The following is a 24,411-nucleotide window of genomic DNA, read 5'->3' on the forward strand; positions in this document are numbered from 1 at the left end:
CACTTCGAGTGGGGTGTCGCCGCGACCCGGGTCGGGGCCGGTCAGGCCGACAGTGGCCGGGCGTCGTCCGCGACCGCCGCCGCGACGTCCGGATAGACCTCGAAGAGCCGGCGTACGCCCAGCGCGCCCAGGACCCGGTTGACGTGCGACCCGTCCGCCGCGCCCTGCGCCGGGAGTATCAGCCGCAGGCTGCCCTGACAGGAGCGGATGAGGCGGCGGGCGGCGATGAGGACGCCCACGCCGCTGGAGTCGCAGAACATGACCTCGGAGAGGTCGAGGACGAGGCTGTGACGCCCCTCGGCCACCACGTCATGGATGTGCTGACGCATCACCGGCGAGGTCACCAGATCCAACTCGCCGGACACCTGGAGCACAGCCCAGTCGCCTTGTTCGCCACCGGTCACTTTCAACGTCACCACCACGCCCCTCGCCGGCCGAAACGGAAGCGACACCTACGCTTCCTTGCAGCGCGGCTGCCCAGCGGCTGTTCCCTGAAACACCTTCACGAAAACGGTCACCGATCAGAAGAGGCTTGTTTCAATCGCATTCGATCCTGTTCGATCGGTTCCGATCGCACGGTGGCCGGGTAACCGAGCGACTGCAAGACCGGCCAGGCAGGACAGACAGGACAGACAGGACAGACGGAACAAGGTCCACTACCACCCACTGCTAGTCGAGGGGCGCACAATGCGACAAAGGGGCGTGCGCTGTCAGACGTGCCGACTACATTCGGGGAGAAGGTGGACGCACGCTGGACAGGGACGGACCGGTGAGGGGGGCCGCATGGCGAAGAAGGACGCACCGCCGCGCTGGGACCGCAAGATGCAGCAGCGGCTCACCCGCGGCGAGGCGGCCGCCCTCGGCGAGCTCTACGACCGCTTCGCCTCGCTCGTGCACGGCCTGGCCCACACCGTGCTGGGCGACGAGCGCGCCGCCGACCGCATCACCCGCGACGTCTTCGCGCACGTCTGGGAGCACCCGGACGCCTACGACCCCAAGCAGGGCCCGCTGCGTTCCTGGGTCGCCACGCTGACCCACCGCCTCGCCGTGCAGCGGCTGCGCGACACCGAGACCGCCGCCCTCGTCCGGGCCGGCCAGAGCTCCACCGAGGAGCTGGAGCGCAAGGTGCGCCACGCCTCGGTCGCCGCCCGCGCCGACTACATCGTCCAGTCCATGCCCGTCCCGCTGCGCGCCGCCCTGGAGCTGGCCTACTTCCAGCGCCGTGACTACCGCCAGACCGCCGCCGACCTCGGCGTCACCGAGGACGAGGCCCGCCGCCGCCTCCGCCTGGGCCTGCAGCTGCTGTCCACGGCCCACGACGCGGGAGCCGCGCCCGGGGCACCGCCGGGCTACGGGGGTGCGGTGTGAACGAGGCGGAGCGGTTCCCCGACAAGGACCATGACCAGAAAGAGCACGACCAGCACGAACGCGACCAGTACGAGCGCGACCAGAACAAGGAGGAGCACGGCTCCAAAGACACCACCCGCGGAGCCGACGGTATGAGCGGCGGCAACGGCGACGGCCAGCACCCCACCCCGGAGCCGAACCCGGACCAGCCGCCCCGCATACCGCTCCCCCGCGCCTCCGTCGAGGACACCGGACGTCCCCTGCCCGCCCTGGAGGACCTCGGCGACCTGGCGCCGCGCCCAGCCCCGCTCGTCCTCGAACACCGGGTCCTGAAGGCGCTCCTCGGAGCGTGGGCGCTGGCCGCCTGCTCGCCGGAGGAGACGGCGGCCGTCGAGGAGCACCTCGGCGACTGCGGCTCCTGCGCGGACGAGGCGCGACGGCTGCGTGAGGCCGTGGGCCTGCTGCACCCCGCCGAGACCCTCGACCTCGCCCCCTCCTTGCGCACCCGCGTCCTGGAGGGCTGCCTGGAGCGGCGCCCGCCGCGCATCCCGTTGCCCGAGTGGGCGACGCCGTACGACGCCGAGGCGGCCCGCCTCGACGCCCTGCTGCAGGACTTCGGGGACGCCGAGTGGCACGCGCCCGTGCGGCTGCGGTGGTTCCGCAAGGACGAGCCGACGAGCCGTCGTACGACCGTCGCCGGGGTCATCGCCCATCTGCTGACGGTCGACGGTCTGGTGGCGGTCGCGCTGGGCCTTCAGGACCCGCTGGGCGACGTGGCCGCCGACCGGCCGACACCGTCCGCGCGCACCGAGGCGTACTGGCGTGCCTCGCACTTCCCGCCGACGCGCGCCGTACGAGCCCCCTGGCGGGAGCAGAGCCACGACCTGGTCCGCACGGTGTCCTTCACGGGCGGCGGCACGGGCAGACTGTCCGTCCCCTACGGCGACTTCGAGCTGCCGCTGCGCGACGCGATGCTGGACCGCGCCTTCGAGTGCTGGGTGCACGCCGAGGACATCGCCGAGGCGGTGGACTACCCGTACGAGGCGCCGTCCGGCCGCGATCTGCACCACATGGTCGACCTGGCGGCCCGCATGCTCCCCACGGTCCTGGCGGCCCGCCGCCGCGCCGGCCTCGCGGCGCCGTCACCCGGCCCGCACCGCCACCTGGTGCCTGCCGGCGAGCCTGGCCGAAGCGTGCGCCTGGAGATCGAGGGTTCGGGTGGCGGCGAGTGGCTGATCCCCCTGGACTCTCCGGCGGCCGTCGGCTCCGCCGAGCATGAGGTGGCGCATGTCGCGCTGGACGGCGCGGAGTTCTGCCGCTTGGCGGCGGGGCATGTGTCGCCGGAGGAGGCTGCGGCAGGGCAGGTCGGTGACCGTGCGGCGATCAGGGACGTACTGTTCTCGGCGGCGAGCTTGAGCCGGATGTAGGGGCGGGTTGCAGGTTCGGCGGCGGCTGCGGGTAGTTCGTGGTTGCTCGCGCAGTTCCTCGCGCCCCTTGAGTACGTGCAGTGGACGCACCTCCAGGGGCGCGGGGAACTGCGCGACCAGCCAACGACTACCCGCAGCCGCCGCCGAAACAGAAGTCCCCGAGCTCTTAGGCGAAAACGACCGTCCGCCGACCGTTCAGCAAAATCCGCCGCTCGGCATGCCACTTGACCGCCCGCGCCAGCGCCTGGCACTCCACATCCCGCCCGATCGCGACGAGTTGGTCCGGCGTGACGTCATGCCCGACCCGCTCGACCTCCTGCTCGATGATCGGCCCCTCGTCGAGGTCGGCGGTCACGTAGTGCGCCGTCGCCCCGATCAGCTTCACACCGCGCGTGTGCGCCTGGTGATACGGCTTCGCACCCTTGAAGCTCGGCAGGAAGGAGTGGTGGATGTTGATGATCCGCCCGCTGAGCGCCTTGCACAGATCGTCGGAGAGCACCTGCATGTACCGGGCGAGCACGACCAGCTCGACGCCCTGCTCCCGCACGATCTCCAGCAGCCGCGCCTCCGCCTCGGACTTGTTGTCCTTCGTCACCGGAATGTGGTGGAAGGGGATGTCGTACGACCCCACGAGCTCGGCGAAGTCGGTGTGGTTGGACACCACGGCGGCGATCTCCACCGGCAGCGCCCCGATCCGGGCCCGGAACAGCAGGTCGTTCAGGCAGTGCCCGAACTTGCTGACCATCAGCACGACCCGCATCTTCTCCTCGGCCCGATGGATCTGCCAGTCCATCTGGAAGGAGTCCCCGATCGCCGCGAAGCTCGCCCGCAGCTTGTCCACCGTCACCGGCGACTCCGCCGAGAAGTGGACGCGCATGAAGAACAGTCCCGTGTCGCGGTCGCCGAACTGCTGGCTGTCCTCGATGTTGCAGCCGGTCATGAAGAGGTAGCTCGACACGGCGTGCACGATGCCCTGCTTGTCGGGGCAGGACAGGATGAGGACGTACTGGTCGGAGGGGACCGCGGCTCGGTCGGACTGCTCGTTCATGCAGCACAGGGTCCCATATCCGGGGCCCTCACCGGAGTGCCGTCCCGCTACGCGGACCGCGTCATGATCCGCAGCACTTCGAGTGTGCGCGGCGGAGCGTCCGGGTCGTCGCCGTCGGCCATGGCCATCCGGACGTGCGCGTCCCGCGCCGCCCGCACCGCCTCAGGCCACCCCTGGTTCTCGAGGTACGCGGAGACCGGCGCGTCCGGGCCGACCTGGTGCATGATCCGCAGCACGCGCAGCACGGCGGTGTCGACGAGCGCCGCCTCCTGCGAGTCCCGGAAGATCGTGCCGACGTACTTCTCGGCGGACCAGTTGTCCAGCCAGGTGTCCTCGACCAGGCGGTACACGGCGTCGGTGACGTCGCCGTATCCGTCGACGCCGGCCAGCCAGGCGTCCCGCTGGAACACCGGATCGGAGAGCATGTGCAGCGCGGAGCGCACATTGCTGCGCCAGCGCCACCACGGCATGTCATTGAGTGGCATGCCGCCCATGGTGGATGAGCGACGGCCGCGACGGGAAGAGTTCTCCGAACCTTGCACGGTCATCGATCGTACGTTCCCCGTCACACTCGCCCCGCCGACCCCCGTAATTCACCTTCCCGTCACCATGTGATAACCATAGGTCACGCCCGGGTTAGTGGTGTGGCGGAATCGTGCGTAACCATGACTGGCAGGCGACGCACCCAGAGCACCGTCCTCCCCACGATCACCAACCGGCCCGTCCGAGCCTCCGCACGTACCGCGGCGGCACTGGCGGCCTGTGCGTCGCTCGCCGTCGGATGCGGGGTCGTCCCCGGCACCACGGGGGGTTCCGGGGACGACACGATCACCGTCATGACCTGGGCACCGGAGAACACCAAGGCGACCAACAAGCCCGGCATGCCGGCCTTCGCGCAGGCGTACGCCCGCTGGGTCAACGCCCACGGCGGCCTCGGCGGCCGCAAGCTGAAGGTCCTCACCTGCAACGACCACAACGACAGCGTCTCCGCGGCGAAGTGCGCCGACCGCGCGGTCGAGGAGAACGTCGTCGCGGTCATCGGCTCCTACAGCCAGTACGGCGACACCTTCCTGCCCTCGCTGGAGGGCGTCGGCATCCCGTACATAGGCGGCTACGGCGTCACCAACGCCGAGTTCACCAGCCCGCTCTCCTACCCCGTCAACGGCGGCCAGCCCACCCTCCTGGCGGGCCTCGGCAAGGAACTGGCCCGCTCCTGCGGCCCCGTCGCGCTGGTGCGCCCCGACAGCATCGCGGGCGACGAGCTGCCGCCCCTGCTCAACTCGGGCCTCCAGGCGGGCCGACACTCGGCCTCGGCCGACCAGCTCGCCGAGGAGGACGCCACGGAGTACGGCGGCCAGTCGGCGCGGGCGCTGGAGTACTCCACCAAGAACCTGACAAAGACGGGTTGTGTGGTGCCCGCGCTCGGCGACCGCACCACCACCTTCATGGACTCCTTCCGGCGCTCCCGCGAGGACTACCCCGACGTGCGCACCGCCACCGTCCTCGGCAGCGTCGACCAGACCGTGATCAACGCGGGCGGCGGGGCGTCGGGGCCGTACGAGGGGTCGTACATCACCGGCTGGTACCCGGTCGCGAGCGATCCGCGCTGGGACCCGATGAAGAAGGTGATCAGCGAGCAGGCCTTCGGCGACAACCGCATCGACCCCGCGGACGCCGGTGTGCAGACCACATGGATCGCGTACACGGTGTTCAAGAAGGTCGTCCAGTCGCTGGGCGACGGCGAGGTGACCGCCTCTTCGGTGCGGGAGGCTCTCAACGGGGGCCTGAAGGTCTCCACGGGCGGGCTCACACCGGCCCTGCGGTGGAAGTTCCAGGACGTCCTGGCCTCCGTCGGCTTCCCCCGCCTGGTCAACCGCGAGGTGACCCTCCAGGTCGTACGGGACGGGCGGCTGGTGGCGGCCCGCAAGGGCTTCATCGACGTGACGAAGACACTGCAGAGCGCCGACGTGAACTGACCGCCGCCCGGCCCGGACTACAGCTGGGTCGGCTGGCGCTCCGTCAGGCCGTACTTCTGGGCGATCGAGTTCCACAGCTGCGCGGCCGTCTTCTTCTGCGCGCTGGCGGTGCCGCTGGCCCGGTTGCCGGCCTGGGTCTGGTTGGTGGCCTGGGCCTGGCCCTTCTTGCAGAGCTGCTTCTTCTTGGCGGCGACCTGGTCCGCCCACGCCGCGTAGTGGTTGTCGGCGGACGCCGACGCCTGCCACGCCTTGGTCAGCGCGGTGGTCAGCGCGGTGTGGTTCGGGAGCTGGTCGACGGTGAGCTTGGACAGGTCGGTGACCAGCTGGTTGCGCTGCTTGGCCGCGCCGCGCAGGTCCGTGGCGGCCTGGGCGAGGTTGCCGCAGGACTTCACGGCGGCCACCGCCTTGATCACGGAGGTACGGCTGTCGCCGCTGTCCGCCAGCAGCTTGTCCAGGGCGACCGCCTGCTCCTCGGCGGGATCGGCCGACGGGGAGGGGGAAGCCTCGCTCGCCGGGGCCGTGGCGGAGACGGGAGTGTTGTCCTCGCCGCCGTCGTCGTCCTTGTCGCCGCCGGCGAGCAGCGCACCCGCCCCGATGCCGAGCACGGCGATACCGATGCCGATGGCGGCTATGAGCGGCAGCCGAGAGCGCGTAGGACCGCCCCCGTGGCCTCCGTCGTCGCCGCTCGGGCCGGGCGGGAAGTAGCCCGTCTCGTGCCGGCCCTGTGGCTGCGGTTGCGGCTGCTGGAAGCGCGGCATCTGCTGGGTGGCCGCGGCCGGGGGCTCGCCGCCCGGCTCACTGCGGAACAGGTTGTCGAAGTCGGAGAGCGGCTGCCGCTCCGCCCCCGCGTACGGCGCCCCGCCGGGCCGGCCGGGCACGGGCGGGATGTACTGCGTGGCCTCGGCGTCGGCACCGGAACCAGGCGGCATCGGTCCGGCACCGCCCTGAAGACCGGCGCCTCCCCCCTGCCGGACGCGCCCCAGGATCTGCGTGCTCTCACCGGGCACCTCGGGCGGCAACGCCCCCGGCCCCACCGGCGGGATGTACTGCGTCGCTCCCTCATCGGCGGCGGAAGCGGGGGATGCGGCGACGGGCGGTATGTAACGGGTCGCCTGGTCGCCCGCGCCCGCGGGGGCGCCGCCGACCGGCGGTATGTACTGAGTGGCGCCCTCGTCGGCCGGCGGCAACGGGGCCCCGAAGCCACCGGCACCGGCGTGCGGGAGGGGCGCGCCAGGAGCGTCGTGCGCGGCGGGCGGCAAGGGCGCGCCGGCGCCCGGAGCGCCGTACGCCACCCCACCCGCGGGCGGCAAAGCACCACCGGGGCCGGGAGCGCCGTACGCCACCCCACCCGCGGGCGGCAAAGCACCACCGGGGCCGGGAGCGCCGTAGGTCTCCCCACCGGCAGGCGGCAGTGGCGTCGACGACGGACCGACCTGGCCGTACGGCGGCTGCGGCGCGGGCATCGGTGATCCGGGCGGGGTGCCATGGCCGTAAGAAGGCGCGCCCGGCACACCGTGCGCGTCCCCGCCGTACGACACGCCCTCCGGCGGCAGCGGCTGGGACGGCGTGCCCGCGGCGGCATCCGGCGCCGCGCCCCACTGGGCCGGCGACGGCGACTGGTACGGCTCTTCCTGCCCGCCCCAGGACTGGCCGGGCGGCGTTCCCCAGGCCTGGCCCGGCGCGGCCGGCGGCGGGGTCGGGTGCTGGCTCTGGCCGGGTCCCCAGGGGGTGCCCCAGGCCTGGCCGCCGGGCGGCGCCGAGGGCGCGGGCTGGGTCGGCGGCGTGGGCGGTACCGACGTCGGGCGGCCGCCCTGCCCGCCCGTCATACCCGGCAGCAGCGGCTCACCACCGTCGGAGGGCAGCACGATGCCTTCGCGCGCGGGCCGCGCCGAGGGCTCCTCGCCCTGTCCACTCTGCGTCACCGGGACTCCTACTAATGGGGGACCTTGTGAATCGTCGGCTCACGCTACCGGCTCCTGCGATCCGCGTGCTACGCAGCCCGGGACGTGACCTGCGTCCCTGTGACCGCCGTAACAGTTCCGGTCCCCCATCCCCTACATGGGCTCCCCTTCCCCCACCGGCGCCTTCATTTCCCTGCCGTTCACGCCCTCGTACCCCGTGGTTTCACGCCGCCGCCTGAAGATCCAGCCGTGCCCCGAAGTCCCTGACCACCGGCTCGTCCCGGTACGGCTCCAGCCGCTGCTGGAAGTCCTCCAGGTACTCGGCGCCCCGGTTGGAGCGCAGGGTCTCCAAAAGTTCCACGGCCTTCAGCCCGGTGTGGCAGGCCTGTTCGACCTCACGCTGCTGCACCTGCGCTGTGGCGAGCAGCACATAACCGATCGCCCGGCGCCGCGCCTTCGTCTCGGGGAGCCCGGCGAGCGACTCCTCCGCGCGTCGCGCCGCCGCCTCGGCCTGGCCGAGGTCGCGGTGGCAGTGCGCCAACTCGTCGGCGAGATAGGCCTCGTCGAAGTGCGCGATCCACGCCGGGTCGTCCCCGGACTCCGGATCCGCCGTCTCCAGCGCGGTCACCGCCCGCCCGGACGCCACCTGCGCGGCCCGCGCGTCGCCCATCAACGCATGCCCGCGCGCCTCGGCCGCGTAGAACATCGCCTCCGCGCGCGGGGTCACGCGCCCACGCGCCCCCTCCTGCGCCGCCCGTGCCAACTGCGCGATCTCGCGCGGATTCCCGAGTTGCGCGGCGAGGTGACTCATGGAGGCGGCCAGCACATACCCGCCGTACCCCCGGTCTCCCGCCGCCTGCGCGAGCCGCAGCGCCTGGATGTAGTACCGCTGGGCGAGCCCCGGCTGCCCGGTGTCGATGGCCATGTACCCGGCGAGTTCGGTCAACCGCGCGACGGCGGCGAAGAGTTCCCGCCCGACCGCCTCCCGGTACGACCCGGCCAGCAGCCCGGAGACGACGCTGTTCAGGTAGTGCACGACAACCGGGCGCACATGCCCGCTGCCGTACTGGTGATCAAGGTCTACGAGCGCCTGCGTCATCGCCCGCACGGCCGCCACGTCGGACTGCCCCACGCGCGGCCCGGCCGAGCGCGACACCTGTGAGTCCGGCGACGAGATCAGCCAGTCGCGGCTGGGCTCGACCAGCGCGGACGCGGCGACGGAGGAGCCGGACAGGAAGTCCCGCCGCCCGACGTCGCTGCGCCACAGCTCGCAGACCTGCTCAATGGCCCCCAGTACAGTCGGCGAGAACTGGAGACCGACGCCCGACGCGAGGTTCTTGCCGTTGGCCATGCCGATCTCGTCGATCGTGACCGTACGGCCCAGCTTGCGGCCGAGCGCCTCCGCGATGATCGCCGGCGCCCGTCCCCGCGGCTGCTGTCCGCGCAGCCAACGGGCCACGGACGTCTTGTCGTAGCGCAGGTCGAGGCCGTGTTCGGCGCCGCACATGTTGACCCGGCGGGCCAGCCCTGCGTTCGAGCAGCCCGCTTCCTGGATGAGCGCCTGCAGCCGTTCGTTCGGCTGTCGCGCGACGAGAGGCCTTGCGGCCATGGCGTACCCCCTGTGGCTGCGGTGCCTGCCCACGCACCGAGTTGACGTGTCTTTCACCGCCGAAATCCGGCGCGGGGCACTGGTGGTGACACCGCAAGGTTCCGGCCGTGAAGATCAATGCCCCGTCGACATACCGAAAATGCGAGGCTTGCGAGGATTGCCGGGGTAAAGGCGGAAGCCGACCCCACAGGTGGCTACCCAGCCCGGGCCACGGATCCTCCTACGCGCCCCCACACGTGCACCCATGCGCCCCAGATGAGGAATCAATGCTCCTCCCCCGCGCGCGCTCCGGCCGTAACCCGAGGTGGGTGCGGGAGTTGTGTTCAGCGTGGAAGAGACGATCCCGGCCACCGAAGCCGCACAGATTCCCAAGCAGCGCGGCGAAACGCTGCTGGAGACCGCCGTTCGCTATGCCGAGGAGCGTCACTGGGACGTGTTCCCGGGGACCTGGCTGGAGGCCGTCGACGGCGTGCAGCTGTGCTCCTGCGGCGACACCGCATGCCCCGCGCCCGGCGCGCACGCCGCACGCCCGGATTGGGAGACGCAGGCGACGGGGAGCGCCACGGTCGCGCGCCGCATGTGGCAGAAGCAGCCGACCGCCTCGATCCTGTTGCCGACGGGGCGGACCTTCGATGCGATCTCCGTCCCGGAGACCGCGGGGTTTCTCGCCCTGGCCCGTATGGAGCGGATGGAGTTGTCGCTGGGGCCGGTGACGTTGACGCCGGATCGTCGGATGCACTTCTTCGTATTGCCGGGTGCGTCGGTGAAGGTTCCTGAGCTGGTGCGCAAGCTGGGGTGGTCGATCGGGTCGCTGGATCTGGTCGCGCTCGGGGAGGGGGCGTATGTCGCCGGGCCTCCTACGCGGTTCGGGTCTCGGGGGGCTGTGCAGTGGGCCTGTCGGCCTACGCCGGCGAATCGGTGGTTGCCGGATGCGGAGGAGTTGATCTCGCCGCTCGCGTACGCCTGCGGCCGGGACCGGTAGCGCCTTCTCGGCGGCGGAGCCGCATATCGGTACCGTCCCGCGCCCCCTTAGGTTGGCTTCCATGACGTCGGCCGTAAGTGTGCGTGGGCTCTGGAAGCGGTTCGGGCAGCAAGTTGCCGTTGCCGGGATCGATCTGGAGTTGCCCGCGGGGAAGTTCATCGGGCTCGTCGGGCCCAACGGGGCCGGGAAGACCACCACCCTCTCCATGGTGACCGGGTTGCTGCGGCCCGATCAGGGGTCCGTTGAAGTCGTCGGGCATGACGTGTGGCGGGACCCCGTTGAGGTGAAGGCGCGGATCGGGGTGCTGCCGGAGGGGCTTCGGCTCTTCGAGCGGCTCTCCGGGCGGGAACTGCTCGCGTACTCGGGGCGGTTGCGCGGGCTTCCCGGAGCCGAGGTCGACAAGCGGGCCACCCAGCTGCTCGACGTACTCGATCTGGCGGGGGCCCAGCACAAGCTGGTCGTCGACTACTCGACCGGCATGCGCAAGAAGATCGGGCTCGCGGCCGCGCTCCTGCACAATCCCGAAGTGCTGTTCCTGGACGAGCCGTTCGAGGGCGTCGACCCCGTCTCCGCCCAGACCATCCGGGGCGTGCTGGAGCGCTACACCGCCTCCGGCGCGACCGTCGTCTTCTCCTCCCATGTCATGGAGCTCGTCGAGTCGCTGTGCGACTGGGTCGCCGTCATGGCCGCCGGGCGCATCCGTGCCCACGGCCCGCTCGCCGAGGTGCGCGGAGAGGCGGCCTCGTTGCAGCAGGCGTTCCTCGAACTCGTCGGCGCGAACGGCCGCGCCGCCGGATCCGACCTCGACTGGCTGGGCGGCGGGGCGCGATGAGCACCGACGTGACCGCAGTCGTCGTACGGCTGAAGCTGTCGCTGCTCAGGAACGGGCTGCGGCAGTCCGGTGGGCGCCGGGCCGCCTACGTCGCCTCGGCCGTCCTCGTTCTCCTCTTCGCCGCGCTGCAACTCCTCGGCCTGATCATGCTGCGCGGCAACGCGCACGCCGGCACGGTGGCCGTCCTCCTGGTCTCGGTGCTCGCGCTCGGCTGGGCCGTGATGCCGCTGTTCTTCCCCGGCGGGGACGAGACCCTGGACCCGACGCGGCTCGTGATGCTGCCGCTGCGGCCCCGGCCGCTGGTGCGGGCGCTGCTCGCGGCCTCGCTGGTCGGCATAGGTCCGCTGTTCACGCTGTGCCTCTTCACCGGTTCGGTGATCGCGGTCGCGCGGGGCGGGGTGGCGTACGTCGTCGGTGCCGTCGGCGTCGCCCTGGCCCTGTTGGTGTGCGTGGCGCTCGCGCGGGCCGTCGCCGCGGCCAACATCCGACTGCTGACCAGCCGTAAGGGGCGCGATCTGGCGGTGCTGAGCGGGCTGGTCATCGCGGTCGGGGCGCAGGTCGTGAACTTCGGGGCGCAGCAGCTGGGTTCGACGGGGCTCGGCCGGCTCGATCCGGCGGCGGATGTGCTGCGGTGGGTGCCGCCGGCGTCCGCGATCGGGGCGGTGGAGTCGGTGAGTGAGGGGTCGTACGGGACCGGAGCCCTCCAACTCGCCTTGAGCGCGGGCGCGTTGGTGGCGCTGATCGCCGTATGGTCGCGCCACCTGACGCGGCTGATGACCTCGCCCGACGGCTCCACACTCCAGGCGGCCACCGAGGCCGCCGTACGGGAACGGACCTCGACCGGCCTGGCCCGCCTCCTTCCGGCCGGCCGCACCGGCACCGTCATGGAGCGCAGCCTGCGCTACGTCTGGCGCGACCCGAAGACCAAGGCGGCCTGGGTGACCTCGCTCGCCATCGGCCTGATCGTGCCGGTGTTCAACGCCCTGCAGGGCACCGGCTCGATCTACTTCGCCTGCTTCGCCGCCGGGATGCTCGGCATCCAGATGTACAACCAGTTCGGGCAGGACACGTCCGCGTTCTGGATGGTCGCGATGACCATCTCGTCCCCCCGGGACGCCTACGTCGAGCTGCGCGGCCGAGCACTGGCACTGCTGCTGATCACCCTGCCCTACGCCGTCCTCGTCACCGTCCTGACGACGGCACTCCTCGGCGACTGGACCGAACTCCCCGAGGTGCTGGGCCTGTCCTTCGCCCTCCTCGGCGCCATGCTGGCGACCGGCGCCTGGACCTCGGCCCGCTTCCCGTACTCCATCCCGCAGGAGGGCTACAAGAACGTCGCTCCCGGTCAGACCGGCCTGGCCTGGATCTCGATCTTCGGCGGCATGATCGCGGCGGCCCTGGTGTGCGCGCCTGTGATCGCGGTGGCGATCTGGCTGAACGTGAGCGAGGACGGGGAGGCGTGGAGCTGGCTGCTGCTGCCGGTGGGCGCGGCGTACGGGGCGACGGTCGCGTGGCTGGGTCTCCGGCTGGCGGCACCACGGACGGCGGCGCGCCTACCGGAGATCCTTACGGCGGTGAGCAAGGGCTGACGGGACCCGCCGTCGCGTCAGACAGCGGGAACCGCGCTCCTGGACGGGAAGTCACCCCACCCTTACCGAGTCCAGGAACGGCTCGATAGCGGCGCGCCACCCCTCCGGCTGGTCGTAATGCACCAGGTGCCCGGCGTCAGCCACCTCCGCATACTCCCCCCGCGGCAGCACCCGCACCATCTCCTGAGCCTCGGCCCGCCCCAGTTCCCCATCGAGGCCACGCACCACCAACGCGGGGCACTGAACCTGCGCCAACTCCTCCCAGTGCGCGTCGAACACCCACGTCTCCCGGGACTTGAGCATCTGGTCCGGCTCGAAAACCGGCCGCCATCCGTCCTCGCACTCGTGCATCACCTCGGCGTAGAACTCCCCGCGCGCGGGATTCGGCCGCTCGACCCACGGGTCGTCCTCACCGAACCACTTGCGCACATCGGCGAGCGTGGCGAAGGGAACGGGCCAGGACTTGAACCAGTCCGCCCACTCCCGCTGCGAGGCCGAGCCGAGCGCGGAGGCCCGCATGTCGCAGATGATCACGCCGCGCACCAGGTCGGGCCGCTTGGCGGCGAGCTGCCAGGCGGTCAGCGCGCCCATGGCGTGGCCGACGAGGATGGCCGGGGCGAGACCGAGCTGTTCGAGGGCGGCTTCCGCGTCGTCGACGTACGCCCCGCGCGCGAAGGAGGCCTGCGCGGGCTTGTCGCTACGGCCGTGGCCGCGCTGGTCGAGCGCGACCGCACGGTGCCGCTCGGAGAGCCAGCGGGCGGTGGAGGCCCAGTGCGAGGCGCGGCCCATCAGGCCGTGCAGTAACAAGACACCGGGCGTGCGGTCGTGCTCCTTGGCCGGGTCGGTCTTGGGAGGGTCGCCGAACTCCCAGGCCGCGAGACGTACGCCGCCTGTACCAGTCACGTCGATGCGCCGCGCCATTGCTCCTGGCACCCCCCTAGCTCCGCTCGGACCGCTCGCTCCCGCTCGAGCCGGCCGATCCTGTGGACCGCGTCCTGCCTGCCGTGCGCTGTGCCTGCCGTATCTGCGTATCTGCCGTATCCGACGTCGCTCACGCGAGCACCGCGTGCCACCCGCACCGCACGCAGCGTAGACGCCCTCGCACGCGATGTGCATGTCCTGTGTACCTGACGTGATCTTATGCGCACATCCATGAAGCGCACGTTCCGCATGATCCGTCACCCGCAGACTATCGAACCCCTATTCGAAAATGCGGTCTCTGCGGGCAACACCCCTCATTCGAGTGACCCCTCTCCAGGATTGATCGCCATCGCCGGGGGGAGATCTTCACCGGGAGGCGGACCGCTCGGGGAAAACGGTCCGAGGGGAATGACCCTGGGAGCTCGGGGCTCCGGGTCAGCACAGGGGAGGACAGGCCCCGGCGCCACACGGCGCCGGGGCCCTCTCCACACTCACGGCACATCCTCCCGCCCCCTCCCGGCCGGATGCATCGCCTCACGACAGCCTGGCACGCGAAGCGGGCGAGCGCTGCGATTCAGCGCACTGAATCTTGGAATCGACGAGATCGAAGGATCGCCACAACTCCCGCTCCCGCACCGGGAATTACGCGGGGGGGAAACGCGAAGGCGACAGCTGCCGCCGACTCAGCGCTTCGCGACGAAGACATGGGAGGCGACGTCCGCCTCCAGCTCGGCCGCCTCACCACCGCTGCCCACCAGCACACCACCCGCGGACTCGGTCACACTGACCACCGAGCCGGGCTGCACGCCCGCCCGGCGCAGCGTGTACATCAGCTGCGCGTCGGTCTGGATCGGCTCGCCGATACGGCGCACGACGACCGTCTTGCCCTCGACGCCCGGGTCGAGGTCGGCCAGCGAGACCATGCCCTCGTCCAGGAACGGATCGGCACCGTCCTTCTCGCCGAGCTCCTCCAGGCCGGGGATGGGGTTGCCGTACGGCGACTCGGTCGGGTGCCGCAACAGCTCCAGCACGCGCCGCTCCACGGCCTCACTCATCACGTGCTCCCAGCGACACGCCTCGGCGTGCACCTGCTCCCACTCCAGCCCGATCACGTCGACGAGCAGACACTCGGCGAGGCGGTGCTTGCGCATGACGCGGGTGGCCAGCCGCCGCCCCTCGTCCGTGAGCTCCAGGTGCCGGTCGGTCGCCACGGACACCAGCCCGTCACGCTCCATCCGCGCCACCGTCTGGCTGACGGTCGGCCCGCTCTGGTCCAGCCGCTCGGCGATCCGGGCGCGCATGGGGACCACACCTTCCTCCTCCAGCTCGAGGATGGTGCGGAGATACATCTCCGTGGTGTCGATCAGTCCGGACATACGTGCCCCTCGATTAGCTCTGCGATTAGCTCAGCCGGAAGCGAGACAGCTCCACGGCGCGTGCGCTGGCCCTGCAGTCAATTCTGCCGGATACCACCGACAACCGTGCCGCGCCGTTGAAACCAGCGATTTAGGCGGGGATGCGGAGGGCATCCGGCCGTATTGACACCACACTGGTCCAGACCGCACGGTGATCCGCGACACACCCGCACCCGCCACCACCGGAGGGCCCCGCATGAGCGACAGCAAGCCGGCCGACCAGTTCTTCGACGCCGCGATCGGCCTGCTCCAGCGGGTCCGTGACGAGGAGGCCGAGAGCATCGAGGCAGCCGGCACCCTGCTCGCCGACACCGTCGCCGCCGGCGGCCGCCTCTTCGCCTTCGGCGCCGGCCACTCCTCCCTCGCCGCCCAGGACATCGTCTACCGCGCAGGCGGCCTCGCCCTGATGAACCTGCTCGCGGTCCCCGGCGTCGTGGGCGTCGACGTCATGCCCGCCACCCTCGGCTCCGCCCTGGAACGCGTGGACGGCCTCGCGAGCGCGGTCCTGGACAGCTCCCCCCTCCGCGCCGGCGACACCCTCGTGATCATCTCCCTCTCGGGCCGCAACGCCCTCCCCGTGGAGATGGCCATGAACGCCCGCGCCCTCGACGTCAGGGTCATCGGCGTGACCTCGGTGGCGTACGCCTCCGAGACGAAGTCCCGCCACGTCTCGGGCACCTACCTCAAGGACCACTGCGACATCGTCCTCGACTCGAAGATCGCGATCGGCGACGCGGAACTCACCCTCGACACGATCCCGGCCCCCTTCGCCCCCGCGTCCACGGTCGTCACCAGCGCGCTCCTCCAGGCCGTCATGGCCACGGCAGCCGCCGCCCTGGCCGCCCGCGGCATCGAGCCCCCACTCCTGCGCTCCGGCAACGTGGACGGCGGCCACGACTGGAACGCCCGGGTGTTCGAGCAGTACGGCGACCGGATCTTCTACCGGCACTGACGAGGCATCGCTACCGCAAGCCCTCCTAGCCCCTCGAACCCTCCGAGCCCTCCGCGCCCACAGCCGCCGCCAAATCCAGCGCGGAAGCGATGCGCACCGCCACCCCCTCCGCGTACACCGCATCGGCCCGCTCGAACGCACTCCGCCCGGCGCCCCGCAAAAACGTCACGACCCCCAGCGTCCGCCCCCGACTCCGCAACACCGCACACAGCGCGTGCACCGTGTCCGCCGGCCACTGCCGGCCCACCGCCCACGCACGCGCCTGCTCCGCCGGCACATCGCCCGCATCGGCCCGCACGGACCCGGCCCGCGCCACACACCGCAACGCCGGATGCCCCTCGCCGTACCGCACCGGCAACCCGGCCTCCCCGCCGAGCAGACTCGGCCCCGGCGCCCCGGAGGGCGTCACCGCGATCCGAACCAGCCGCACCGGACCCGCCATGTCCGTGTCCAGGACCGCCCCACCCGCGACCCGGTCGATCAGCGCATGATCGGCGAACCCGGCCAGCGCGAAGTCCAGATGCACGGTCGCCGCCTCCGCAGGGTCCTCGCACTCCGCGGCGGCCCGAGCGGCCCGATGCAGCTGATTCGTCCGGAACCGCAGCTGCGCAGCCTCCTGCTCCGCCTGCTTGGACTCGGTCACGTCCTGGAAGAGCCAGCCCACCCCCAACGGCACCGGCTCCTCCGCGAGCGGCGAGGCCAGCCGTACGAAGCCACACCGCCAGCACCGACGCCGCTCACCCTCCGGCGTCCGCACGCTCACCCAGATCTCGGCGGGCGCGGGCGGCGCACCCTCCGCCAGCACATGGGTGAGCGCGCTCTCCAGCTCCTCGACCCCCTGGGCGAGCAACTCCCCGAGCGGCCGCCCGAGCACGGACGTACGCCCGATCCCGAGCGCCCGAGCCGCGTGAGCGTTCACCACCGCCGGCCGCAGATCCGCGTCGACGAGCACCACGCCCCACGACGCGTCCTCGAACAGTGCCTCGCTCAGCGCGATCGACCGCTCCAGATCGATCTGCACATGCACCTCGCTGAAGGCGCAGTACAGCCCGGCGGGCTTCCCGTCCGGCCCCCGCACGGCCGCCGACTGCGTCCGTACGAGGACCCGCCCGCCGTCCTTGGTCAGCAGGGCGAACTCGTGCACCTGCCGCCCGGGAGCCTGCATGGCGGACATCAGCCGCCCCTCGACCTCCTCGGCATCGGCCTCGCGCACGGCCCACCCGGCGAACCCATGCCGTCCCACGGCCTCGGCCGCACTCCACCCCAGGATCCGCTCCGCCTCACGGTTCCAATGGGTGACGACCCCGTCCGCGTCGAAGGCGCACAGGGCCGCGTCCATGCCGTCCAGCAGCGCGGCCAGCAGATCCGAGCCGCCTGCGGAACCCTCCGAACCACCTGCCGAACCGTCCGGACCGTCCCGCTCGGGTTCGTCCGGCCCCAGCTCGTCGGTGGTCCCACTACGCCGGGAAGCACTCACCTGGACCCCCTGCCAAGCTGCGTCCGCACGTACGACGCGTCGGTTCGCTCACTTGCAATCATCTAACTCGAACGTGACGCAGCACACACCGTGTTCCCCAAGATTGAAGGAATCGTTGTACGAGCCGCTCCGCGACTACTCCAGCCGCAGGTCGAGCCACTCATCGCTCTCGCCGTCCAGCACATACCGATCGGACTCGACGAACCCGCGCGCCTCGGCGAACCGCAGCCCGTCCTCGTTGACCGCCAGCACACAGGTCTCGATCACCCTGGCGCCCAGCACGCGCGCGTGGGCGAGCCCCTCCTCGTACAGCTGCGTGCCGTACCCGCGCCGCCGGAACTCGGGCAGCACGCGCGCGATGACCGTCGCCACCGCGTCCTCGCCCTCCGGCGGCCGCACGGTCGAGCAGCCGACGAGGACGTCACCGACGTACGCGTTCCGCAGGCGGTACCGGCGGCTGCGCTCCCGTACCCCGTCGAGATCCATGGCCGCGGGCGGAACGATCACGTTGTGGACGTGCCGCCACTGCTCAAGCATGACCTCGCCGTCGACAGGCGCCATGCGAAGGCCGGAAAGGTCAGACACGGGCGCCGCTCCCTCGCCGGGCGTAGACCTCGATCTCGATCTTCATACGAGGGTCGGCGAGCCCGCACATCATCATCGTCGCCGCCGGCCGCACCTCCCCGAAGTACCGCCGCAGCACCGGCCAGCAGGGCTCGAAGTCCGTCCGCTCCGGCAGCAGGTACCGCACCCGCACCACATCGGCGAACGAACACCCCGCCTCCTCCAGCGCGGCCCCCACGTTCCGCAGACACTGCTCGGCCTGCTCCACCACGTCCTCGGAGATCGTCATCGTCGCGTAGTCGAACCCGGTCGTCCCCGACACGTGCACCCAGTCCCCGTCGACCACGGCCCGCGCGTACCCGATCTGCTCCTCGAAGGTCGAACCGCTGAGTATCGCTTGCCGCACCGCCTGCTGCTCTGTCATGTACGGAACGCTAGGTGACCTGCACTGATACGTCTATCGCGTAACCAACCTCCTGATGGCGGTGGCCACTTAGCAGTTGGATCGACTGCCCATTCGGAGAATTCGACCGGTTCGCACGAATGGACGGCTTGTGAAAGCTGCAACCCAGTGCACGGATCTTGGCCACTAGCGCCAGCTGCACATACGAGAAGGGAGATCACTCGTTCCCCGACCGCAAGGTCGTCGAGTGACCAGCCCCAGTCATCACGACCCACAGGATCAGGGAGGTGCCCCGATGACTACGTTTCCTGTAGGCGAGCAAACCCACCAGGCTGTGCTTCCTCAGCAGCCTGCTCTGGAATTCGTGGGAGCAGACACCCCTGGGAGTAGGGACGAAACGGCTCACGGACACCCCGCCACTGCGCGGGGCACCGGCAGGGAACATGGGCGAGGGGAGACTGGCGGGCACGGCACCAGGGCACGTCGGCGTCACGCCAAGAGCGCCGCCACTGCGGCGAAGGAGGCAGAGAACGGGAGCGGTGACGCTCCCTCACATATCCGGTCGTACACAGGTGGCGTGGGCGCGGGCAGAGTCTTCGTGCTGTCCAAAGAAGGGCAACCACTCATGCCCTGCCACCCTGCCCGGGCCCGCGAACTCCTCGGCAAGGGACGAGCCGTCGTCGCCCGGCAAGTCCCCTTCACCATCCGCATCAAGGACCGCACGCGAGCCGAATCGGCAGTCGACGGCGTGCAACTGCGCATCGACCCCGGCTCCAAGGGCACCGGTCTCGCCCTCACCGACGAGAAGAAGGAAACCGACGAACACGGCACCGCCGTCACCGTCCGACGCGGCCTCATCTCGATCGAGCTCCAGCATCGCGGCGACCAGATCCGAGCGTGCATGCGTCAGCGTGCCGGATACCGACACAGACGGCGATCCGCCAACTGCCGCTACCGAGCGCCTCGCTACGACAACCGCACCCACCCGGCGAGATGGCTGCCGCCCTCCCTTCGCCATCGCGTCGACACCATCTTCTCCCTGGCGAACCGCCTGAGCCGCTACGCCCCCGTCAGCGAGATCCACGTGGAAAGCGTCGCCTTCGACACCCACTCCATGAACGCGGGCAGAACCCTCAGAGGAGCCGAACACGAACAAGGAACGCTCGCCGGAACTGACGCCCGCGGCCACCTACGCCCCAAGTGGAACAACGCCTGCGCCTACTGCGACGCCATCGGCGTCCCCCTCAACATCGAGCACCTCACACCCCGCAGCCGGGGAGGCTCGAACCGCATCTCCAACCTTGTCCTCGCCTGCATCCCCTGCAACCGGACCAAGGACAGCCAACCTGTCGAGGTCTTCCTCGCCCACAGACCCGACCGCCTCGCAAAAATCCTTCAGCAGGTCAAGGCACCTCTCCATGACGCCGCCGCCATGAACGCAACCCGATGGCAGCTCATCGAGTCACTCGGCACCCTCGACAGAGCGGTGCACACGTGGACAGGCGTAGGAACCAAAGAGAACCGCAGCGCCATGGGGCTGGCCAAGACGCACACCCTGGACGCTCTCTGCGCCGGGCCTCTGGATCACGAGAGCGGCGACGCGATCGTACGGTTCCCCGACCGGGTCCTCGTCGCCAAAGCCACCGGACGCGGCTCCTACGCCCGCACCACCCCGGACCGCTACGGATTCCCCCGCCTACGGCGCGCCCGCACCAAGCAGCACTTCGGATACGTAACCGGTGATCTGGTGCGCGCCGTCATGCCCACCGGCAAGTGGGCAGGGACCTGGACGGGACGTATCTCAGTCCGGGCCAGGGGACAGCACAGCCTCACAACACCTACAGGCCGGATCAATGTTTCGCACTGGAACCTTCGGCTCCTGCAACGGGGCGATGGGTACGGCTACAGCACTCGACTGGAATCTCCGCCGTCAACATCTCGAAAAACCCGTTGATCCGTGCCCCACCGGTTCTTAGAGTTGCTGGTACTTCGGAGAGGAGGTGGTTCGGCAGATGTATGCATACCGGACGGAAGAGGTGGCTGCGGGCTAGCGGCCCGTCACCCACCGAGTGCGGTGCCGGACCAGCGTGTGCGCAATGCACGCAGCCGGCCAATCCAACGCAGTCACCCGACCCGCGAGCTCGCCGGTAACGTCCGGCCGGCTCCCCCGCCACCGGCGGAGGGACCCGAGCTCGCGGGTCGTCTGCTATCACGGGCCCTTGTACCGCGCCGCCGCTCACGGACTGAGCCGCTCCACCCGCCAGCTCCCGTCCTGCTCCGCCACATACCGCAGCCGGTCGTGCAGCCGGTTCTCCCGGCCCTGCCAGAACTCCACCGCCTGCGGCGCCACCCGGAAACCGCCCCAGTGCGGCGGCACGGGCACCTGCTCGCCCTCGGGATAGCGCGCGGCCAGCTCGGCGTACGAGGCGTCGAGGTCGGCGCGCGTGGCGACGACCGAGGACTGGGCGCTGGCCCAGGCGCCGAGCTGGGAGCCGTGCGGGCGGGTGCGGAAGTACGCGGCCGTCTCGTCGCGACCGGTACGCCGCGCCACGCCCGTGACGATGACCTGGCGGGCCATCGGATGCCAGGGGAAGAGGAGGCAGACGTACGGGTTCTCGGCGAGGTCGCGGGCCTTGCGGGAGTCGTAGTTGGTGTAGAAGACGAAGCCCTGCTCGTCGAACTGCTTCAGCAGCACCGTGCGGGAGCTGGGCCGCCCCTCGGCGTCCGCGGTGGAGACGATCATCGCGTTCGGCTCGAAGAGGTGGGCCTGTGCCGCGGCCTGCTTGAACCAGCGCGCGAACTGTTCCACCGGAGTGGCTGCCAGGTCGGCCTCGGCGAAACCCTCGGCCCGGTAGTGCTTGCGCATGGCGGCGGGGTCGGGGACGGGCTCGGAGGGATCGAGGGGCACGGCGTCTCGGTCGGTCACGCGGCCATCTTGCCGTATGCGGCGGGCGCCGTCCGGGACGGTGTCGTTCCTCACGGCGGCCTGGCACTGAGTGCCGCAAGGCCTCCCCAAAGGTGGCACTCGGGGATATCGTTCTGATGTCGTCGCGGTTGGATGACCGCCGACCGCACGGGGCATCACAGGGGTACGCCCCGGACCGCGAGTCCCCCGAGTTCGTGACCGTGGATCCACCGGGCGTACGTCCCGATCTCTGCCGACGACATGTGGTCGTCCCACCCACAACCCATCCGTCGCACACATCACGAGGAGCCGCCTGATGTCCGACTTCGTACCCGGACTCGAGGGAGTCGTCGCGTTCGAGACGGAGATCGCCGAACCGGATAAGGAGGGCGGCGCTCTTCGGTACCGGGGCGTCGACATCGAGGATCTGGTCGGCCACGTCTCGTTCGGCAATGTCTGGGGCCTGCTGGTCGACGGCGCGTTCCGCCCCGGCCTGCCGCCCGCCGAGCCCTTCCCGATCCCCGTGCACTCCGGCGACATCCGCGTCGACGTCCAGTCCGCGCTCGCCATGCTGGCCCCCGTGTGGGGACTGAAACCGCTGCTGGACATCGACGAGGAGCAGGCCCGGGAGGACCTGGCACGGGCCGCCGTCATGGCCCTCTCCTACGTCGCCCAGTCCGCGCGCGGACAGGGCCTGGCGATGGTTCCGCAGCGCGAGATCGACAAGGCCCAGTCCGTCGTCGAGCGCTTCATGATCCGCTGGCGGGGCGAGCCCGACCCCAAGCACGTGGCCGCCGTCGACGCGTACTGGACGTCCGCCGCCGAGCACGGCATGAACGCGTCCACCTTCACGGCCCGCGTCATCGCCTCCACCGGCGCGGATGTGGCCGCCGCCCTCTCAGGCGCCGTAGGAGCCATGTCCGGCCCGCTGCACGGCGGCGCCCCCTCCCGCGTCCTGCACATGATCGAGGAGATCGAGCGCACCGGCGACGCGGACGCGTATGTGAAGCAGACCCTCGACAAGGGCGAACGCCTCATGGGCTTCGGGCACCGCGTCTACCGCGCCGAGGACCCCCGCGCCCGGGTCCTGCGCCGCACCGCCCGGGAGCTGGGCGCTCCCCGCTTCGAGGTCGCCGAGGCCCTGGAGAAGGCGGCCCTGGCGGAGCTGCACGCCCGCCGTCCGGACCGGGTCCTGGCCACGAACGTCGAGTTCTGGGCCGCCATCGTGCTGGACTTCGCGGAGGTCCCGGCGCACATGTTCACGTCGATGTTCACCTGCGCCCGTACGGCGGGCTGGTCGGCGCACATCCTGGAGCAGAAGCGCACCGGCCGCCTCGTGCGCCCCTCCGCGCGCTACATCGGCCCGGGCCCGCGCGACCCGCGCGAGATCGAGGGCTACGCGGACATCGCGCACTGATCCCGAGCGCTCCGGGATCCCCGCCCCCTCCGGCGGGACGGCATCACGCTGGGCGGACCAGCTCCGCGTGATGCCGCTCGGCGGCCGGCCCGTGTCGGCGAAGACGTCCTACGGAACGTGACTGATCCACTCCGCCAGTATGCTGGGTCGGCTGCGGCGCCCCTCCTCCATCACCCGTCCCCACGTGGTGAGTTACGGCCTGCGGCGACCGAGACGTCCCACGGCATGAGGATGAGAACAGGTGCTGATAGCGGGCCGCTACCGGCTGAGCGAGTCGATCGGGCGCGGTGGGATGGGGGAGGTCTGGCGGGCGTACGACGAGACGCTCGCCCGGCCCGTGGCCGTCAAGCTCCTGCTGCCCCAGGACTCCGACCCCACCGCAACCTCCCGGTTCCGGCTGGAGGCGCAGACCGCTGCGCGGATCGCCCACCCGAACGTGGTCGGCGTCCGGGACTTCGGCGAGCACGACAACCGGCTCTTCCTGGTGATGGAGCTGGTCTCGGGCGACAGCCTCGCCCGAGTGGCGTCGCAGTTCGGCGCGCTGCCCGTCGAGCGCGTGGCACGTATCGCCGCCCAGGCCGCCGCGGGTCTTGCCGCCGCGCACCGGCAGGGCATCGTCCACCGGGACATCAAGCCCGGCAATCTGCTCCTGGACGCCGACGGCACCCTCAAGATCGGTGACTTCGGCATCGCCCGCTTCCTGGACGACCCCGGCGCCGCGCTGACCGCCACCGGGCAGATCGTCGGCACGAGCCTCTACCTCGCCCCCGAGCGCGCCCTGGGAAAGCCGGCGGGCCCGGCCTCCGACGTCTACGCGCTGGGCTGTGTGCTCTACCAGCTCCTCACCGGCCGCCCGCCGTTCCACGCGGACACCGCGGTCGCCATCCTGCACCAGCACCTCGACGCCGCCCCCGTGCCGCCCCGCGAGCTGGGCGTCCCCGGCCTCCCGCCCGCCTTCGAGAACTACCTCCTCGGCCTGCTCGCCAAGGACCCCGAGCACCGGCCGACGGCCCAGCAGGCCGCCGACTGGTTCGCCGGCGGCGCCTGGCAGGGACGCCCCGAGCCGTTGCCCGACGCGACGTCACCGTCCCGGCAGCGCGCGGCCGCCCCGGCGTCCGCCGCCGGGGCACAGCAGGTGGGGGAGGCCAGCACGCCGACCACGTACATGCTGCCGTCCGCCCAGGGAACGGCGTCCGTCGGCGGATCCCGATCCCGATCCCGGTCCCGCCCCCGACCGCGGTCCCGGTTCGGGACCCGGCGCGTGACCGCCACCGTGGCCGGAGCGGTGCTCTTCGTGGCCGCGATGCTCCTCGGCATGCTGTGGTTCTCCCCCGACAACACCGCGTCGGAGGGGACGAAGTCCGAGGCACCGCCCAGCCCGAGCGCCTCCGCATCCACCCTCCCCCTGGAATCGAGCCCGTCTCCGACCGCCTCCCCGGTCCCGGTGGCGCAGACCAGCGCCGTTCAGGAAGCACAGGACGAGGCGAAGCGGGAGCAGGAGAGGTGGGGGCAGGAGGAACGCGAACAGAAATTGCGCGATCAGGAGACGAAGGACCTGCAGAAGCAGCGCGAGGCGCAACAGGACGACGACGGCGACGACAGCGGCGAGGACGACTGACGGTCGGGTCCAGTCTCCGCACTCATGG

Annotated in this window: 21 protein-coding genes; 10 read left to right on the forward strand and 11 right to left on the reverse strand. The window is 71.1% G+C overall.

Translation table 11 applies throughout. The features are described from left to right. Positions 1–41 precede the first annotated feature (41 nt). The gene (locus tag PBV52_RS20805; RefSeq protein ID WP_274249484.1) at positions 42–422 is read right to left on the reverse strand and encodes an STAS domain-containing protein; all 381 of its coding nucleotides are present in this window, start codon (positions 420–422) and stop codon (positions 42–44) included. A 361-nt stretch (positions 423–783) separates the two neighbouring features. Between PBV52_RS20805 and PBV52_RS20810 the strand changes: the two genes are divergently transcribed. Beyond that, the gene (locus tag PBV52_RS20810; RefSeq protein ID WP_274240073.1) at positions 784–1,368 is read left to right on the forward strand and encodes a sigma-70 family RNA polymerase sigma factor; all 585 of its coding nucleotides are present in this window, start codon (positions 784–786) and stop codon (positions 1,366–1,368) included. Positions 1,369–1,499: 131 nt separating this feature from the next. Beyond that, entirely contained in the window at positions 1,500–2,774 is a 1,275-nt protein-coding gene (locus tag PBV52_RS20815) for a zf-HC2 domain-containing protein (RefSeq protein WP_274249486.1), read from the forward strand. Between the two features lie 166 nt (positions 2,775–2,940). On the opposite strand, the gene purU is transcribed toward PBV52_RS20815, so the two are convergent. Beyond that, positions 2,941–3,822 (reverse strand): formyltetrahydrofolate deformylase, encoded by an 882-nt coding sequence (gene purU, locus PBV52_RS20820; protein WP_274240075.1) that lies wholly within the window; start codon positions 3,820–3,822, stop codon positions 2,941–2,943. A 47-nt stretch (positions 3,823–3,869) separates the two neighbouring features. Further along, positions 3,870–4,370, reverse strand: a complete 501-nt coding sequence (locus tag PBV52_RS20825; protein ID WP_274240077.1) for a hypothetical protein — start codon at positions 4,368–4,370, stop codon at positions 3,870–3,872. Positions 4,371–4,487: 117 nt separating this feature from the next. Between PBV52_RS20825 and PBV52_RS20830 the strand changes: the two genes are divergently transcribed. Then, entirely contained in the window at positions 4,488–5,798 is a 1,311-nt protein-coding gene (locus tag PBV52_RS20830) for an ABC transporter substrate-binding protein (protein ID WP_274240079.1), read from the forward strand. Between the two features lie 17 nt (positions 5,799–5,815). Here PBV52_RS20830 and PBV52_RS20835 read toward each other — a convergent pair whose 3' ends face one another. Further along, complete coding sequence (locus PBV52_RS20835) at positions 5,816–7,720, reverse strand: hypothetical protein (RefSeq protein ID WP_274240081.1); 1,905 nt, start codon at positions 7,718–7,720, stop codon at positions 5,816–5,818. Between the two features lie 202 nt (positions 7,721–7,922). Further along, positions 7,923–9,308: a transcriptional regulator gene (locus PBV52_RS20840; RefSeq protein ID WP_274240083.1), complete on the reverse strand. Its 1,386-nt coding sequence runs from the start codon at positions 9,306–9,308 to the stop codon at positions 7,923–7,925. A 319-nt stretch (positions 9,309–9,627) separates the two neighbouring features. Between PBV52_RS20840 and PBV52_RS20845 the strand changes: the two genes are divergently transcribed. The 3 genes from PBV52_RS20845 to PBV52_RS20855 all read left to right on the forward strand — a co-directional run bounded on the left by PBV52_RS20845 (position 9,628) and on the right by PBV52_RS20855 (position 12,711). Next, the gene (locus tag PBV52_RS20845) at positions 9,628–10,290 is read left to right on the forward strand and encodes a bifunctional DNA primase/polymerase (RefSeq protein ID WP_274240085.1); all 663 of its coding nucleotides are present in this window, start codon (positions 9,628–9,630) and stop codon (positions 10,288–10,290) included. 61 nt (positions 10,291–10,351) lie between these two features. Then, positions 10,352–11,122 (forward strand): ABC transporter ATP-binding protein, encoded by a 771-nt coding sequence (locus PBV52_RS20850; RefSeq protein WP_274240087.1) that lies wholly within the window; start codon positions 10,352–10,354, stop codon positions 11,120–11,122. After that, on the forward strand, positions 11,119–12,711 hold the full coding sequence (locus PBV52_RS20855; protein ID WP_274240090.1) for a transporter: 1,593 nt from the start codon (positions 11,119–11,121) through the stop codon (positions 12,709–12,711). Before PBV52_RS20850 ends, PBV52_RS20855 begins: the two co-directional genes overlap by 4 nt. Positions 12,712–12,762: 51 nt before the next feature. Here PBV52_RS20855 and PBV52_RS20860 read toward each other — a convergent pair whose 3' ends face one another. Then, on the reverse strand, positions 12,763–13,632 hold the full coding sequence (locus tag PBV52_RS20860; protein ID WP_274240091.1) for an alpha/beta fold hydrolase: 870 nt from the start codon (positions 13,630–13,632) through the stop codon (positions 12,763–12,765). A 683-nt stretch (positions 13,633–14,315) separates the two neighbouring features. After that, positions 14,316–15,008, reverse strand: a complete 693-nt coding sequence (locus tag PBV52_RS20865; protein WP_062703554.1) for a metal-dependent transcriptional regulator — start codon at positions 15,006–15,008, stop codon at positions 14,316–14,318. Positions 15,009–15,243: 235 nt separating this feature from the next. Here PBV52_RS20865 and PBV52_RS20870 point away from each other — a divergent pair, with 235 nt between their 5' ends. Further along, complete coding sequence (locus PBV52_RS20870) at positions 15,244–15,999, forward strand: SIS domain-containing protein (RefSeq protein ID WP_274240093.1); 756 nt, start codon at positions 15,244–15,246, stop codon at positions 15,997–15,999. Between the two features lie 25 nt (positions 16,000–16,024). Here the strand turns inward: PBV52_RS20870 and PBV52_RS20875 are convergent, their stop codons facing one another. From PBV52_RS20875 to PBV52_RS20885, 3 genes are all read right to left on the reverse strand, one after another. Further along, positions 16,025–17,476: a PAS domain-containing protein gene (locus tag PBV52_RS20875; RefSeq protein ID WP_274240094.1), complete on the reverse strand. Its 1,452-nt coding sequence runs from the start codon at positions 17,474–17,476 to the stop codon at positions 16,025–16,027. 135 nt (positions 17,477–17,611) lie between these two features. Then, entirely contained in the window at positions 17,612–18,037 is a 426-nt protein-coding gene (locus PBV52_RS20880) for a GNAT family N-acetyltransferase (RefSeq protein ID WP_274249487.1), read from the reverse strand. A gap of 16 nt (positions 18,038–18,053) precedes the next feature. After that, complete coding sequence (locus PBV52_RS20885; protein WP_274240095.1) at positions 18,054–18,464, reverse strand: RidA family protein; 411 nt, start codon at positions 18,462–18,464, stop codon at positions 18,054–18,056. 577 nt (positions 18,465–19,041) lie between these two features. Here PBV52_RS20885 and iscB point away from each other — a divergent pair. Further along, positions 19,042–20,397, forward strand: coding sequence for an RNA-guided endonuclease IscB (gene iscB / locus PBV52_RS20890; protein WP_274249488.1), 1,356 nt, complete (start codon positions 19,042–19,044; stop codon positions 20,395–20,397). A gap of 282 nt (positions 20,398–20,679) precedes the next feature. Here the strand turns inward: iscB and pdxH are convergent, their stop codons facing one another. Then, positions 20,680–21,369, reverse strand: coding sequence for a pyridoxamine 5'-phosphate oxidase (gene pdxH / locus PBV52_RS20895; RefSeq protein ID WP_274240097.1), 690 nt, complete (start codon positions 21,367–21,369; stop codon positions 20,680–20,682). A 295-nt stretch (positions 21,370–21,664) separates the two neighbouring features. On the opposite strand from pdxH, the gene PBV52_RS20900 reads away from it, so the two are divergent. Together PBV52_RS20900 and PBV52_RS20905 are read left to right on the forward strand one after the other, a co-directional pair. After that, a complete protein-coding gene (locus PBV52_RS20900; RefSeq protein ID WP_274240099.1) occupies positions 21,665–22,765 on the forward strand; it encodes a citrate synthase 2 in 1,101 nt (366 codons plus the stop codon). A 241-nt stretch (positions 22,766–23,006) separates the two neighbouring features. Further along, positions 23,007–24,383 carry a serine/threonine-protein kinase gene (locus tag PBV52_RS20905; RefSeq protein ID WP_274240100.1) on the forward strand — a complete coding sequence of 459 codons (1,377 nt, stop codon included), beginning with the start codon at positions 23,007–23,009 and terminating at the stop codon, positions 24,381–24,383. The last annotated feature ends 28 nt before the right edge of the window (positions 24,384–24,411 follow it).

Source organism: Streptomyces sp. T12, assembly GCF_028736035.1.
Classification (GTDB): Bacteria; Actinomycetota; Actinomycetes; order Streptomycetales; family Streptomycetaceae; genus Streptomyces.

Coding starts and splice junctions, on each gene's coding strand:
- PBV52_RS20810 (WP_274240073.1), top strand. CDS start 784: ATGGCGAAGAAGGACGCACCGCCGCGCTGGGACCGCAAGATGCAGCAG.
- PBV52_RS20815 (WP_274249486.1), top strand. CDS start 1,500: ATGAGCGGCGGCAACGGCGACGGCCAGCACCCCACCCCGGAGCCGAAC.
- purU (WP_274240075.1), bottom strand. CDS start 3,822: ATGAACGAGCAGTCCGACCGAGCCGCGGTCCCCTCCGACCAGTACGTC.
- PBV52_RS20825 (WP_274240077.1), bottom strand. CDS start 4,370: ATGACCGTGCAAGGTTCGGAGAACTCTTCCCGTCGCGGCCGTCGCTCA.
- PBV52_RS20830 (WP_274240079.1), top strand. CDS start 4,488: ATGACTGGCAGGCGACGCACCCAGAGCACCGTCCTCCCCACGATCACC.
- PBV52_RS20840 (WP_274240083.1), bottom strand. CDS start 9,308: ATGGCCGCAAGGCCTCTCGTCGCGCGACAGCCGAACGAACGGCTGCAG.
- PBV52_RS20850 (WP_274240087.1), top strand. CDS start 10,352: ATGACGTCGGCCGTAAGTGTGCGTGGGCTCTGGAAGCGGTTCGGGCAG.
- PBV52_RS20855 (WP_274240090.1), top strand. CDS start 11,119: ATGAGCACCGACGTGACCGCAGTCGTCGTACGGCTGAAGCTGTCGCTG.
- PBV52_RS20860 (WP_274240091.1), bottom strand. CDS start 13,632: ATGGCGCGGCGCATCGACGTGACTGGTACAGGCGGCGTACGTCTCGCG.
- PBV52_RS20865 (WP_062703554.1), bottom strand. CDS start 15,008: ATGTCCGGACTGATCGACACCACGGAGATGTATCTCCGCACCATCCTC.
- PBV52_RS20870 (WP_274240093.1), top strand. CDS start 15,244: ATGAGCGACAGCAAGCCGGCCGACCAGTTCTTCGACGCCGCGATCGGC.
- PBV52_RS20880 (WP_274249487.1), bottom strand. CDS start 18,037: ATGGCGCCTGTCGACGGCGAGGTCATGCTTGAGCAGTGGCGGCACGTC.
- PBV52_RS20885 (WP_274240095.1), bottom strand. CDS start 18,464: ATGACAGAGCAGCAGGCGGTGCGGCAAGCGATACTCAGCGGTTCGACC.
- PBV52_RS20900 (WP_274240099.1), top strand. CDS start 21,665: ATGTCCGACTTCGTACCCGGACTCGAGGGAGTCGTCGCGTTCGAGACG.